This is a genomic window from Pseudomonas sp., from assembly GCF_026224925.1.
Classification (GTDB): Bacteria; Pseudomonadota; Gammaproteobacteria; order Pseudomonadales; family Pseudomonadaceae; genus Aquipseudomonas.
In genome coordinates, this window is the sequence record NZ_JAMFRV010000061.1 from 1 (window position 1) to 14,552 (window position 14,552).

Here is a 14,552-nt window from a genome sequence, read left to right on the forward strand (position 1 = left end):
CTGTGTTCAGGTTTAATGTTACGGGGCACACAGCATTCTGATAACTATCGCGTCTGGAATCCCAGTCCGACGTCAGTGGCCAATCAGGGTGTCTCCTTTTCATATTTAAGGCACGACGCTCGGTATGATCGCTTAGGGCTGATCAACTACAACGGTTATGCGTTAAAACCTGCGGACTCCGTCTCTGCACCAGAAGAAAAATTAAAAGTCGTCTGCTTCTTTCCACTTGATGCATGGACGGATACCCGTGACCAAAACGGTTGCGGGGATAACAGCACCACGGCGGCGAAAGAATCACAGTGCAAAGAAATCTCTGTACGCACGGCGGAGGACTGGATAAAGGACTACAACCGAGTAAAAAAAGAACGACCTGAAATTTGCAGCTTTGACGTTACAGAAGAAAAAAAGGCTGAAGCAGTTAGAGCCTTTAATGAGGGGCTGCGAGCGATGCAGTTGCTCAAAGAAGAGAGCTTTTCGCGTCAGGATGAGATACGGGTCGTCACGTGGGACCAGGACAAACCAGAACAACTGCCCATCCTGGCGTTCATTTACACCCGAGGGCTTGGCTTGAAAGGTGCGCAGGCCGACCAGAAGGATTTGTACAATGCGACCGGAAAGTGGGTTCCAGTGATCAACCTTGACCTGCCTGACACGCTAAAAGATGAGGCCACGTTTACCTATAAAATTGCCGACCAGGCAGTCAACGAACCTTCGTCATCGTGTGGCCCCTATATACAAAGTGCTGTATGGAGACGTGCTGACGTTGAGGGCTTCGACAACCAAATAGATCAATTGTCAGTGACACCTACCTCCTGTGGAAGAAACATGACCGCCAAACAAACGGACGCCGCGTTTGCAGAACTGTCGAACAAATATCGCGATCAGGCTAAGTGGTCACCTGAATCAGATAACAGCATGAGAAGACAATTCCTGTGTTTGCGGTTGATGTATTCAGACAATCCAACCTGGAACATAGAACCGTTCCGGCCTTACGTCTCGGCGGAACAGGCCAAGGCAACGAAATGTAATCCGCGCCCCTAAACATGCAACGCTAACCGAAATAGAGGTTAACGAACCGCTTTATCCAAAACCAAATAACGCAAAACAGGCATATACACCGCTGAAGCGTATGGCCTTCGACGCCATCAGCACTGCCATGAACCCCATAGGGTCAGAGCTTCCTTATCGCCACAGGAGCACATTGTTATGGATGCCAAGTCTACAGTCTACCAACGTTTTTTTTTCGACACGAGGTCAGTGTTAACTAGTCTACTTTTAATTACGCTCACCGCGCTTTGGACGGCGGCTGTATATGCTGGACCCGGCGCAGAAGCGGCAAAAAAAATGGACGATTACTACCAAAAAACTGTAGATAATTGTGGAGCAGAACGTCCCGCCTATTTATGTTCCGGACTGATGCTTAGAGGTACGCAGCATTCGGAAAAATATTTTATCTGGAATCCTAGCCCTACCTCAGTAGCCAATGGCGGCGCTTCCTTTTCTTACTTGAGAAAAGATGCAAAATACGACCGTCTGGGTCTCTTAAACTATAATGGTTACGCAGTAAAACCCGCCGATGAGGTCACGCTTCCCGAAAAGAAACTTAACGTGGTTTGTTTTTTTCCAATCGACGCTTGGACCGACACACGTGATCAACAAGGCTGTGGTGACAACAGTACAACGGTAACGAAAGAATTTTTTTGCAATAAAATAAACGTTCTCACCTCGCAGCAGTGGTTTACTAATTACACGCAAGTAGGCAAGAAGAGGCCAAACGTGTGTGCATTTGATGTTCGGGAAACTAGTAAATCGGAAGCGGTGAACGCGTTTAATCAAGGTCTGCGTGCCATGGGGTTGTTAGGAGCTGAAGGGTTTTCTAGGCAAAACGAAATTCGGGTTGCCACATGGGCCCAGAATGTTCCGGAAGAACTCCCAATTCTGGCATTCATATACACCCGTAAGCTTGCGCTTGCCAGTGCTAAAGCGGACCAATCAGATTTTTACAATAAGACAGGCAAATGGATCCCGGTTATTAATCTTGACTTGCCTAACGTACCTGTTGCAGACGCGAAGTTTACCTACAAACCTGATGACCAGGCAGTCGCTGAGTCAAACTCGGCGTGCATGCCGTTCATTGAAAACGCAGTTTGGACAACCACAGTAAACAAGGAGCTGGGTAAGAACGTAGCACAACTTATTATCACACCCAGCGCCTGCGGCAGGGCCTTTTCACCTGCACAAGCAGATGCAGCCTTTGACGAACTCACCGCTAGATTTAGAGAAAAGGGAAAGTGGGGAGCCTATAATGACGACAGCATGAAACTTCAGTTTCTCTGCCTGCGCCAGAACTATCCAAACAATGCCACTTGGAACATAGAACCTATTCGGCCCTACGTCAGCGCTGAAGAAGAAACTCGTACTCGCTGCAACCCTTATCAAACCGATATCCCGGTGGAGACGCCACAACAGATAGTTGAAAGAATAAACAAAAATTATAACCAAAAGCATTCATCCAACAATCCTTGCAAAGAGGATAAATCGGGAAACCTCAGAGGCCATTATTATTGTGACGGGGTAACTTTACGCACGGTGGATGATGGAAAATTTACTCCTTGGAGCTACAGTCCTAATGCCAAAAAAATCGGATCTACATCTTTCAGCTGGATCAGAGCCGACTTCAATACACCCAAGCTCTATCACGCTGCAGGCTTTATATTAAGAACACCTGCAGACGACATAGCAAAAGGATTAATCCCCTTTGATATTGGCTGGGAATGTTTGTACCCCTATGACGCATCCACCTCTCCGAGGCATGGTTTTAGAGGGTGTGATTTCATAAATGATGATGTACAGAACCCAGCAACACAATCAAACGCTGTAAACCGCAACAGCGCCAATGTGTATGGGTCCTGCGGAGAGCTTAACATCAGTAACAGCATCGAGTGGCTTAATTACGCGAGCAAAAATCCTATACCTATATGTTCTTTCGAAGCAGAAAGTCCTCAGGGTTGGGATGCTATGATTACGCTTCAGAATAACTTCCATCCTTCTCGCAGCACTCCCCAGGGAAATGCGTGGGAAACGCGTCGCGCTATAACTCCATGGAACGAACTCTTATTAAAAAACAAAACTGTCGTCGACAGCGATTTGGCACAGTTTATTGTGCCCCATATCGATGCAGTATTTTATGATATATCTAAGCCCGACGGATTAGCCACTGCCCGAAACTTTCAATCGAAAATTCAAATAGATGGCTATCCAATTGTCCCAATCGTACGAGTGAATTTTACGGCACCTCCACAAAACCGATTCAGCTATCAGCCTTCTGACCAACTCCCTAACAGTTGTGAGACCTATTTTGAATCGAGTACGTGGGTCCCATATACAGAATTAGATAACGTACCAGCATACTTTCTCAAGGCCGTTCCATCTGAATGCCTAAAGCGACAAACACCGCGCCCTTTGGATATGGCATTTGGCGAGTTACGGCGGCTTCATCGAAATGATCCGGAATGGGACGAACAGCACTCGCTCGGCATGCGAAATCAATTGACGTGCCTTGCGATGAAAAAACCCAACGGGTCAGACTGGCCAATTAAACCTTCCTATAATAATTTCCCGCTAGAGTATTTAATCCAAAGAAACTGCTCCTCAAAATAATCCAGCTAATATTCTGAGTCTTCCTGTCTGTGTCATCTGGGTGAACGACGTTTAATCATCCAAACATTATCAGCCTGAGGTTTGCCGGTATTCGCAGTGGCTTATCTCAGGCTGGTTTTTCCCCTCACTTTTCCTCGATTCGAAACCCATACCGTGGAAAGTGCACATGCACCACTCCCGTACGCTCATCTTCACGGCGCAGGATCAGTTCTTCGCTGCCGCTGAAGACCAATTCACCCTCCACTGGATCGACACCATAGTCGATAGCCGAGATGGCGACTTTCTGGCCCGGAGTGAAACCGTTCGGGTCAGTAAAGTCTTCGTCTGGCAGCGGCGCCGGTGTGGCGTTTCGCGCAATTTCCAGGGCGTCGGTTGAGCTCAGCGCACTAAAGGCGCCATGACCAAGGCCCTCCACGCGTTGGTACCACGCGCTAATGGCCGGGTATTCATCTACCAGCGGCGCAGTGACGGAGCCCTGCTTGATGAACCACAGCGGATGAGCCAAAGCGAGGTCAGCGATTGAGGGTTCACCAAACAGGAAGTCGCCATTACGCTCAAGTTGTAGTTCCAGACGCGCCATCAGCGTTGGCCATTGGTGCTTGGCTTGCTCCAGCGTGACCCTTACGGCATTGCCACCCGAGAACAGCCCGGCACGGTCGGCGATAAACGCTTTGACTCCCTCAGGCGGCAGTTTGGCAAAACGTTGCGCAGCAGAAGCAGGCTGCAATGCGAGGCTGATCGCGTGCAGAAACATGACCGAATCGGCCCAGGCGGCGAGGCTGGCGACGGTGAATTCCTGGCCTTCGGGAAAGAATGCTGGTAGCGCTTTTTCTTGCTCCAGACGACGGGCAATGATGGCGGTGTCGCAGTAGATATCAGCGCCGACTTGCAGCACTGGGGTTTTGCGGTAGCCGCCCGTCAGAAGGGTTAGATCAGGTTTTGGCATGATCGGCGAAATCATTACAGAACGCCACGACAGCCCTTTGAACCCAAGCATTAACCGAGCTTTTTCAGAAAATGGTGAGGTTGGGTAGTGGTGCAGGATCAGCTCAGACATGTTCGGCTCCGCCCTTCAGATGGAAAGCCAGAAGCTTACCCCTCAGCGCTCGACGAGCCTATCCGTTCAGCCTGATGGCAAGTCATCACGACGGTGGATGAATACACCCTCAGGCCCGACCGCAACGCTCGACACCAGCGCTTCTTTTGCGCTTTTCTTCAACTGTTTGATCAAGCGTTCCTGGCGCAGGGCTTCGCGCTTGTCGCAACACGCCTCAATGTAAACCAGCGCCACTGCCGGGCTGGAATAAAAGAAGCGCGCGCCTTTGCCGCTTTGATGAGCAACAAAACGTCGCTGCGGATCGTCGCTGACTCCGCAGTACAACGCGCCATTGGCGGCGCGCACCAGATAGACAAACCAAGGCTTGGCGACACTGGTCGCCAAGGTGGCACTACTCGCTACAGGACTGACGCAAGAGATGGGCATTTGCTGAATAACACCCGCCGATACAGAAGAAGTCGGCGATTCTAGCAGATGGCAAACGCTGCAGCCTGATAGCGCTCTACTCGTCGTACTTGAGCCCTTCTCGATGGGTCAGTTGTTTGATGAGGTCGCGCTCCCGATCCTTTTGCTGCTCCTGCAATAGTTTCGCCCGGTTAAAGTATTCATCATTTAACTCTGGAAACTCATCCTCCAAGCGCACCCTTTCTTCCTCGAATGTTGCTTGTAGCTCGGCGAAGTCTGGGGCGTATTGGTCGCGTAACCAACTGACCCAAAAATCCCGGTCCGCTGCCGACGAGAGGAAACCCGCGCCATGCTGGTTGGCGACGACCTCGGTTTGAACGGCCAGTAACTCTTCGGGTGAAACCGATGCAGCCACTCGGTACAGCATACTGGCCGGAGGTTGCGGCAACCCAAGACGCTCGGCCAAACTCACGCGATAAGCCAGACGTACCTCGGCCGCATCCCGACCTTGGTTGTTAATAAGAGCAATGCGATCGACTTCATCCAGTCGGTACAACTGGCGCATCAGCCGGTAGAGGGTTGGCCCGCGCTCTGTTTCCGGTATTCCGTGAAGTGAGTTGCGGGTATAGACCTGAACTTCCATCTGATTGAACTGCAGACGAATACCATCGGCACAGGTTCGATTAGCGATGGGTTCCTCGGCCATGACATTGAGCAACACGCGCAACTCCACGTCCTGGGCGGCAGCGTCCAGGACGTTCCAGACACGCAACGTTAGTTCGCTCCGTGCCCTAAGGAAATCCGCAGATTCTTGAAGACGACTAACCAACGCCATGATCTGAGGTGAATCAGAAGCCGTTTCGAGTTGCGCCCACACGGCGCGCTGAGCGGCTATTTCTTCGCTTGAACCCATTAGCCAAGGCTCGACCGTAGACCGCGCAGAAAGTGAAGGGCCCACTCGACCATGCCTGTGTACAGCAACATCTGATTGCGCATCTGAGTCTGAAGAATCAGAGTCAGTATCAGAATTGTCCGAGTCGGACGACCAAGGGAGTTCAGTGGGCATATTACGAATATCGTCGGGTAAGTCCATGTAGAAACTGAACGACCTATGGTTGCCATGTTCACCCACATGGATAGCGGTCATCGCCTCACGGGATAGAGGATTACCATTTAAAGAAATCTCGGTGTGTGCAAAATTGCTTCGCCGGTTTCGAACTATTTGCTCGGGTAACTCTGTTATATGGTTTTCGCAAAGCGACAGCGAACTGATGCGTGACGGCACACTTTCGGTCAACCACTCAGGCCATTGGGCCAGACCGACGTTATCCAACGTCAAAGACTCCCAGTGGCGGGCGGCCAATACGGGGGTGTTAGAAATGGGGCCGAGCGTATTGCCGCTCAGATTGAGATGTTGAATCCGTTCACGGCTACTCAGGAACTCCATGGCGTCTTGATCTATTAACATCCCATGATCGACCAGGCCCAACTCTCTAAGAGAGATCAGCTCAGCCAGTACACGGGGAGGCGCTACCAAGACAGGCGAATGGCTGATGATGTCCAGGCTGATAATCCGCTGAAAACGCCTTAAAAATTCACCCAACTGAGTCTCGTCCGCTATCACGTTGCGTAATGTCAGGGCGTTGACGTGGCGATAAAAAGTCTCTGGCAATAACTGGGGAAAGCTCGACAGTTCGGATGAGTCAACCACTACGGCAAGCGGCGTTCGCCCTGCCGCCGATCGAGTCCAATTGCCGAGCAGGTCTTCGCTAATTTGTGTTCTGGTTTGCACGCCGTTGGCCGCAGGGACATTGGAACCTGAAGACGCCTCCCAATCTCGCAACGCCGTTTCCAGCTCGGCCTGTTCACCCAACAACTCGGCCAACTGCGCTTCAAGTTCCGGGGGCAGATCCAGATTAAAACTGAACGGCCTACCTGCCCGAGCTTCCCCCAGAAGGGCTTCGATGATCGCGCTGCGGGATAAACGATTGCCATGCAACGAGATACGCGTATCGCGTGGGCGATTCAGCTCACTGCCGATGATAGAGTCCGGCAACATGGCGATTCGATTATCGTTCAGTGACACTTCTGCGATGTGGTCGGGCAAAAGATCATTGAGCCAGACGGGCCAGCGCTCTAGCCCAACACGGTCGAGACCCAGGTACTGAAGATTCAGATGCACCGCCCCTGCCGGTGCATCGAATGATGCGAAGCTGTTACCGCTCAAATCCAGCCATTCGAGGTGCTGTAAACCTGCGATAAGGTCCAGGTCCGCCGCACGCAGGTACAGCCCCTGATTAATCAAGCGCAGTGTACGTAAGTTCGGAAGGTGGGTTGAAACGATACGCGGGAGGGCGAAAAAATCTGACGTTAATAGTGCCGCCGGCGCCGAACTGGTGATTTCCAGCGCAGTCAGTTGCGAAAATCTACCGAGGAACGTCTCAAGCACGTCAGAGCGACCAGCCGTGTATAACGAAACATGTGTACGGTCCATCTGCAATAGCACGTCGGACATTTCGAGTCGCTCAACTCGATTGAAAAACTCCGGCAATTGTTCAGGGAAATCCTCCAGCCCGACAGAGTTCAGACGCAACGTAGCAGGCACCTCACCTGACGTTGCCAGGCTGCTGGCTTGCCAATATTCCATAAGCGCGTCACCGATCCGAGTCCGGCTGAGCATTCTCGCTTCGCTTATGCCTTCGATTGCGCTCGCGGCGCTGGTCCATTGCTCAAGGCTTGCGCGCAACGCTTGTCTCTCGTCCAGCAATGCATCTAACCGGGCATTGATGTCGGCGTTGGTCATTCCGGCGTCGCGCATGACCGTCAACACGTTCTGCGCAGAAACATCATTTAGTTCAAGCAAGCCAATTTTGTCGAGTAAGTGATCCTCAAGGATATGTCCCGGCAGCACGCCCCGACCGCTCAGGGAATAGCCCAAGTAAACCTGTTTTATCCGCGTCGGCGTATTGAACTTCAAGCGCATTTTCTGTTGGCCGAGCGCGCGCGACGCCTGCTCTCTATCGGCAACCGCCAGGTTGGCAAGCGCCTGGTTTAGCTCTGAGCCTTGTGCGGGATGGGGAAAGCCAAGGGTGCGCCTGGGTCCGTCGGGCAATGCATGCAATATCGAAGCACAGAGGTTATTACCGTCGGTGGGAACGCTGTTGAGCGCGTGACCCTCGGCGTCAAACGCCTGATAGCGCCCCTTTGACTTGACCAGAAACTTGCGCTCCGGGGCTTGGGGATCACCAACGCTGTCCAGCAAGGTACCGTATGTGTTGCCTTCGCGGACCTCGATACGCACCTGATCCGACCAACCTGGTAATTTTTCCAGAAACCGCAGGCTCAGGGTTTCAGTGTCTGCAGTGGGCACGGACGTTAGGTAGAAACCTTCAAGCGCCCGGTTCAGTCGCGTTTCCCTCTGCTGCCAGGCTGCCGCTTCGGCCACACCCAAGGGAATGCGCCCGGTTTCCAGCATGCGTTGTTTCTCGACCGCAGTGAGGGTCACCAGCAGGTCCTCCGCCACGGCCTTTGGAGTCGTCGGGAAATCACGCTGGATCAACTTCAGCAGCGGATCGGTCGTCACTTCACTGGCGCTGTACAACCGCTCGAATTGTTCGGCGCGGGTAATGCCAGGCTCTAGGAGCGATGTTTCAAGTTTAGCGTCCAGTTGAAAGCGCTTGATCGTATCGTTCAGTTGCCCAGGAGGCGGCACACTATCAACATGAACCTGACGCAGCAGTGATTCGTCGATATCAGCGATTGCCAGTATTTCTTCAGAGGCGGTTTCGCTCAGTCCCGAGACAGAATGACCAAGCCGTTTGAATAACGTTTTTTTCGCCCACTGCTGCGGTAGTTCGCCTTCATGACGGAAAGCACCAGCACCGTTGTGTTCAAGCGCAGGCGTAAAAAGATGATTGTCGTTCGGGTGCTTGATTACCCATTTATTCTGGGCCCCATGGTGCTGGACCTCGTAGTGCTTGTCCTCGATGGTCAGGTATTTTTTGCCATTATGTTCGACCACCCCGTTGATATCAGGGGTGGCGCCTTCGGGCAGCGTACTTCGAAGTTCGAAGGGCGTTAAATCAGGTTTCCAAAGGCGCGTCTGCCCATTACTCAACTTGATGGGGATTACTTTGCCGATAAAGTTGTTGCTGGTAATCGACGGCGGCTCGGGCACTTGGTGGCCCGCAACCAGCAGCGCCATAAACGCGATCTGTGTCGCGGCGCCCATCAGGTGATCAAGACCCTCCTCCATGTCGCCGTGGCTTAAATCCTGAAGGCCGTGATAGACCTCTCCGATCAATTCCACCGTCGCATCAACCATCATGACCGCACCCAACGGTGGGATAACGAACGAAGCAAGGTTGAGAATGTTCATGCCCACACTCAACCAAAACTGCAGCCGCTCCTGACGGCTGTTCGCGTCCTCCTCCTCGGTAGGCACTGCCAGGAATCGAGCGTTGTCCTTCAACAGAAACAAATGCTGCCTGTGCATCCGGCTAAATGGGCTCTCCAGGAGTTGATCGGTGTCGAGCACCAGGTTTGCTTTGGAGTCAGCGGTGGCTTGCCAAAGCCCATGGCTGAACATGTTTCCATCAAGAGGGGCCAGGGGAAAAAGATGCTTATTCAAACGAGTAAAGAACCCTGCCCTGTTTCGCTCACCAATGAGTTGAGCGAAAAACGATTGATAGCTCTTGTCCATCAATCGCGCGCGAAGATCGTCTTCCAATGCGACCAGCGAGGTGTATTCCGTGAAGGGGCTGACAGGGTCCTGCGGGACATACATGACGATGGGGACTGGCGTCGTCGTCCACGTGCGTCGCGGGCTGATCAATAGCACCCGAGGGATCTCAACGCCAAACAGTGTCAGGCGCTTCAACAATAGAAGCTTACCGTTGAAACGAGGCTCAGGTTGCTGCCGAGCCAAGGCCACCACTGCCGAGCACGCTTCTTGGCTAATGGTTTTTTTCATGGCGGCTGCGCGGGCATAGACCTCCATGTCGGCTTGGTCGTTGGCGATGAATATTGCACGGGCATTGAAGCGGGCGGCGTCCTTGGCATCGCCCGGCGCAGAGTCCGGTTCGAGCACGCTCTCTAGATGGTCCTGGTATTTACGCCCCAAATTAAGGTGTCGGCACAGGTCAATAAATGCTTCGGGTTTGATCGCCTTAGGATGAACCTTATCGTTACTGTCGAGAATCGCTGCACTTGTTCTGAGAAAGCCTGCCACGGATTCTTTACGCTCGAAGTTATGCAGCGCCGACTCCAAAAGCGTTAGCTGGGTACCCGCGCGCGTAGCCCTTTCCAAGGCCACATAAAACAGCCGGTCTTTTCTAACATCCAGACCCGGGCCGAACTTGGCATCCAAGGCCTCTCGCAGTAAGGGTTCGGCAAATTCGGCAAGCCCTTTTAGTGGTTTGAACAGCTTTTTCAGCGCTTCCTTGGCCCATCGGCTCGCCAACAGCGCTGTGCAGTAGTCTTGGCGCTCTTGCAGCGAGGATTGCGTGAAGGCGGATGACAGGTTTTCTTGAATGACATCAAGGATGGGGTCTTGCTTAAACCGTGCCCGCATCTGTTCAAGTAGCGGGGCCGAAATTAGCGAAACAATCGGTGGAGGGTTGGGTGGTGAGGACATGGTGCAATAGCCTTATTGTCGAAATAAGGCATTGACGTTATCTAGCCCAAGGCAAAAAAAAGCCTAGATAAATATTTTTTGACAGCAGCGTTTAGCGGCCGGCTCGGAACGTTTTCAAGCCATTTTGCGCTTGCGCCCGAATTGCGTTTTGCACCAATGGTGTCCAGCCCAGCAGCACGCCTTTTGCACCCAACGCCTGACGCGACCAGCGCCACAGGTCAAACTGATCGTGGTGCTCGCAAATTTTACCGTCGCGAAACACGAAGCGCGCCTGAATGTCGTTGACTACGGTATTACCGGTCTGGCTGAACAGGTACTTGGCGACCCAATGTGCAGCGCCGGTACGTTCATCGGCGCGAACGCTGTCGAAGGTCAACGAAAAGTCTTTGGCGCGCAAGGTCAGCATTCGCCACATATCACCGGCCTGCCGCCCCTTGAGAACGCCGAATACGGGGTCGCTGAAAACCACATCTTCGGTGTAACAGGCGCTCATGGCCTCTGCGTCCAATCGGTTGAAGGCCTGATAAAACTCAGTGATCACTGCGCGGTTGGCGTCGCTCATATTGCCGATTCCATGACGAACGAAAGGTCCGTGCACGATAGTCGGCAATGTAGCGGCTGACTACGAGCATTCGCGCCCAGAATAACGTTGGTCAGACTTTTTCGGCGGTGACGTGCACGTACTGCGCTCGCCCAGCCCCCCAACCGAAGATAATTGCGGCCAGACCGATGATTGCAAAGATCCAACCCACAGCGTTCCAGCCCCTGGTCTGATCATGAACGATGCCCACAGCCAATGGCCCCAGCGATGCCAAGGTGTAACCAAAACCTTGCGCCATGCTCGACAAGTTGGCAGCGACGTGCGCGTCCCTTGACCGCAGCACGATCAGGGTCAGCGCCAGGCTGAACGTGCCACCCTGCCCCAAGCCCAGGAGGATGGCCCAGCCCCATAAGCCGTCGAGTGGCGCCAACAAACAGCCGAACAGCCCACCGGTAGTCAGTAGCATCACGATTAGAATAGCCAGCCGTTGGTCTTTGCCGCGCGTGGCCAGCCACGGCGCAGTCAAAGCGCTGGTCAGTTGCACGATGATCGAGCCGGACATCACCAAGCCCGCCTCGGTGGGCGACAAACCGCGACTGATAAGGATCGACGGTAACCAGCCAAAGACGATGTACGCCAGCGACGATTGCAGGCCCATATACAGAGTGACTTGCCAGGCGAGCGGATCACGCAGCAAGCCGCGAACTCGGTAGGCGACATGGTGCGCGCCATGCCCATTGCGTGCTTGCGGCAGCCAGAAGACCATCGCCAGCAGTGCTGGAATCATCCAGAACCCCAGGCCCACGGACCAACTGTCGCCGAAATAATGGCTCAACGGCACAGTCGCGCCAGCTGCGATGGCGGCGCCCAGGCACAGTGCCATTGTGTAGACACCGGTCATGGCACCCGCTTGCTTGGCGAAGTCGCGCTTGACGATCCCAGGCAGCAACACGCCGATGATGCCGATACTCGCCCCGGCCACGAGGCTCCCGGCGAACAGTCCGAACTCGCCCAGCGTGCTGCGCAAGATAATCCCGCCGGCCAACGTCAGCAAAATCCCCGACACCACCCGCTCACTGCCAAAGCGCCGCGCCAATAGCGGCGCCAAGGGTGCGAACAATCCCAGGCACAACACCGGCAACGTCGTCAGCAACCCCGCTTTCGCCGCCGACAACCCAAGGCTGCTCGACACCTCACCGAGCAACGGCGACATGCTCGACAACGCCGGCCGCAGGTTCAACGCCACCAACACCAAGCCCAGCAGCAGCAACCACGGCCGTTTCAATACAGGAAGGGATTGCTGGACTTGCTCATCGTCAGCCTCGGCATCGATCAGCAGCGGGTTAGTCTCGTGAGGGGCAGTACTCGCCTGAGGCAACTGGGAGGTCATGTTGTTCTCTGGGTCAGGATTTGAAGTCAGGTCGCGCATCGTGTTGGAGAATGGGAGAGAAAACAAGGAGTCGCTATCCACTGTGGAACCGGACGGTCCTCAGAATCACGAAATCTGTATCCAACTTGTTGGCGATATCTGCACCGCCACGGTGCTCCATATGCACCGTATCCACCGCATCGCCAACAAGTTGGCTCTTACAGAGAGTTGGCTACCATCATAATTTCATGTGGGCTAAATGAGAGCTGACGCAACCTTATATTGAGTGCAGAACGAAATCTCGGAAGCGTCCTACAGACCTTTCAGAAGCCTTCGAAATACAATATCAGGCCAATCAAGTGAGGATCAAATGATGAGCAACGACACTTTCATATCCATCACCGGCCGCAATCAGGGTCTAATCTCCAAAGGCTGCTCAACCCGAGCGTCTACGGGAAATGAAAGCATACCGAACCACCTTGATGAAATCAGGGTACTAACACTTGATCACGAAATGCTCATCTCTAACGATGTAACTCAATCGAAGCACGAGCCTGTCGTTTTTACCAAACACATGGACAGGTCCTCTCCTCTGATATTGAACGCAATCGCAAGCGGAGAAATGGTCGACTGCGAAATCACCTACTATGAAGAAACGCCATCAGGCGCTGAAGAGAAACTTTATAGAATCACACTGGTAGACGCCGTCATTACTACCCAAGACATCAGACACCGCACTATTCCTGGCAATGATTCAGGAACTCAAGAACGGTTAACCATACAATATCGTCAGATCACCTGCGTTCATCACCTGGAACATGGGGCCGAGTCTGTTACATACGTTAACACTGACGTGGGTGCTAGCGAAGGCTAAAACCAGTGGGAGTTGGCTTGCCAACGAATGCGTTAGGTCAGCCTTTACATATGATGCATGTTGTCGACAAGCCTCGCTCCCAACGACTCCACTTATCGTAATATTCAGCAATAAAAATTCAAGAAAATACTAGGCTATTCATAACAGCGACATGAAATCTCGGAAAGGTCCTACATACACTACCAGAAGCACCGCACTATAATTATCGCTTTTTAAACAGGGGGACTACCATGGCTAATCAAGGATACATGACAATCACAGGGCCTAAAGATGCACTGATTTCAAGAGGCTGTTCAGGCTACGATTCTATTGGCAATAAGTGTCAAACAGCACACATCGACAAGATAATGGTGCTGTCATTCGTCCACCAAATATTCAATCTTGAAAACTCAAAGGCCGCTACTCATCAGCCGGTCGTAATCACAAAAAACATAGACAAGTCCACACCACTGCTCGCACAAGCCTTGGCGAACAGGGACTTGGTGGATTGCGAGATAGATTTCTACCGAACATCAAAAGTCGGGGGCCAGGAAAAATTCTTTACCGTCAAACTCAGCGGTTGTGTGATCGCCGATATGACCATGGTTATGCCCGATACCACCTCTGAAGACGACGCGGAACCACATGAAACAATTGGTATCCGCTACAGCAACATTACATGGAACCACCATCTAGCAAGCACCAGCGCCCAGACATCCTGGAATGCTGTTGCCTGGAACCCGTGACATGAAGCAAACACCTGATAGCAATGATTACGCACGGGTAAGCCACGCTGCGGGTGTCTTGGCGCGCCAAGCCTGCATCGTGTCGGCCCAACACCTTAGGGATGTGCGACTGCAGATTCAGTTTAATCGGGAGGTAGCGCATTACGCGCGGGGGATTGTTAGGGATGTGGCGGAGGGGAGGAAAAGCCCAGAACAGGGGCTAAAGGAGATAAATAAAGAAGAAAAGAGCATGGCAAGCCAATCGTTAAAGATTGCTAGAAAAAGCGCGGGTCTAGTAGCAGGGGGA

Annotated in this window: 9 protein-coding genes and 1 pseudogene; 5 read left to right on the forward strand and 5 right to left on the reverse strand. The window is 52.8% G+C overall.

Translation table 11 applies throughout. From position 1 onward, the window contains the following. Window positions 1–1,041: DUF2599 domain-containing protein (locus M0974_RS02565; RefSeq protein ID WP_297832332.1), on the forward strand; the 1,041-nt coding region annotated here is incomplete at its 5' end. 165 nt (window positions 1,042–1,206) lie between these two features. Beyond that, on the forward strand, window positions 1,207–3,660 hold the full coding sequence (locus tag M0974_RS02570) for a DUF2599 domain-containing protein (RefSeq protein WP_297832335.1): 2,454 nt from the start codon (window positions 1,207–1,209) through the stop codon (window positions 3,658–3,660). A 124-nt stretch (window positions 3,661–3,784) separates the two neighbouring features. Here the strand turns inward: M0974_RS02570 and M0974_RS02575 are convergent, their stop codons facing one another. The 5 genes from M0974_RS02575 to M0974_RS02595 all read right to left on the reverse strand — a co-directional run bounded on the left by M0974_RS02575 (window position 3,785) and on the right by M0974_RS02595 (window position 12,688). Further along, the gene (locus M0974_RS02575) at window positions 3,785–4,717 is read right to left on the reverse strand and encodes a glutathione S-transferase family protein (RefSeq protein WP_297832339.1); all 933 of its coding nucleotides are present in this window, start codon (window positions 4,715–4,717) and stop codon (window positions 3,785–3,787) included. A 66-nt stretch (window positions 4,718–4,783) separates the two neighbouring features. Next, a complete protein-coding gene (locus M0974_RS02580) occupies window positions 4,784–5,143 on the reverse strand; it encodes a GIY-YIG nuclease family protein (RefSeq protein ID WP_297832341.1) in 360 nt (119 codons plus the stop codon). Between the two features lie 76 nt (window positions 5,144–5,219). Then, complete coding sequence (locus M0974_RS02585; RefSeq protein ID WP_297832352.1) at window positions 5,220–10,694, reverse strand: NEL-type E3 ubiquitin ligase domain-containing protein; 5,475 nt, start codon at window positions 10,692–10,694, stop codon at window positions 5,220–5,222. A 154-nt stretch (window positions 10,695–10,848) separates the two neighbouring features. Further along, window positions 10,849–11,319, reverse strand: a complete 471-nt coding sequence (locus M0974_RS02590) for a nuclear transport factor 2 family protein (protein ID WP_297832343.1) — start codon at window positions 11,317–11,319, stop codon at window positions 10,849–10,851. Window positions 11,320–11,410: 91 nt separating this feature from the next. Further along, a complete protein-coding gene (locus M0974_RS02595) occupies window positions 11,411–12,688 on the reverse strand; it encodes a CynX/NimT family MFS transporter (protein WP_297832345.1) in 1,278 nt (425 codons plus the stop codon). Window positions 12,689–13,040: 352 nt separating this feature from the next. On the opposite strand from M0974_RS02595, the gene tssD reads away from it, so the two are divergent. The 3 genes and pseudogenes from tssD to M0974_RS02610 form a co-directional block, all read left to right on the forward strand. Beyond that, window positions 13,041–13,541 (forward strand): type VI secretion system tube protein TssD, encoded by a 501-nt coding sequence (gene tssD / locus M0974_RS02600; RefSeq protein WP_297832348.1) that lies wholly within the window; start codon window positions 13,041–13,043, stop codon window positions 13,539–13,541. Window positions 13,542–13,771: 230 nt separating this feature from the next. Further along, window positions 13,772–14,266, forward strand: a complete 495-nt coding sequence (locus tag M0974_RS02605; RefSeq protein WP_297832350.1) for an Hcp family type VI secretion system effector — start codon at window positions 13,772–13,774, stop codon at window positions 14,264–14,266. 1 nt (window position 14,267) lies between these two features. Further along, window positions 14,268–14,552, forward strand: a pseudogene (locus M0974_RS02610) (hypothetical protein); the annotation flags it as partial.

Coding starts and splice junctions, on each gene's coding strand:
- M0974_RS02570 (WP_297832335.1), top strand. CDS start 1,207: ATGGATGCCAAGTCTACAGTCTACCAACGTTTTTTTTTCGACACGAGG.
- M0974_RS02575 (WP_297832339.1), bottom strand. CDS start 4,717: ATGTCTGAGCTGATCCTGCACCACTACCCAACCTCACCATTTTCTGAA.
- M0974_RS02580 (WP_297832341.1), bottom strand. CDS start 5,143: ATGCCCATCTCTTGCGTCAGTCCTGTAGCGAGTAGTGCCACCTTGGCG.
- M0974_RS02585 (WP_297832352.1), bottom strand. CDS start 10,694: ATGCGGGCACGGTTTAAGCAAGACCCCATCCTTGATGTCATTCAAGAA.
- M0974_RS02590 (WP_297832343.1), bottom strand. CDS start 11,319: ATGAGCGACGCCAACCGCGCAGTGATCACTGAGTTTTATCAGGCCTTC.
- M0974_RS02595 (WP_297832345.1), bottom strand. CDS start 12,688: ATGACCTCCCAGTTGCCTCAGGCGAGTACTGCCCCTCACGAGACTAAC.
- tssD (WP_297832348.1), top strand. CDS start 13,041: ATGAGCAACGACACTTTCATATCCATCACCGGCCGCAATCAGGGTCTA.
- M0974_RS02605 (WP_297832350.1), top strand. CDS start 13,772: ATGGCTAATCAAGGATACATGACAATCACAGGGCCTAAAGATGCACTG.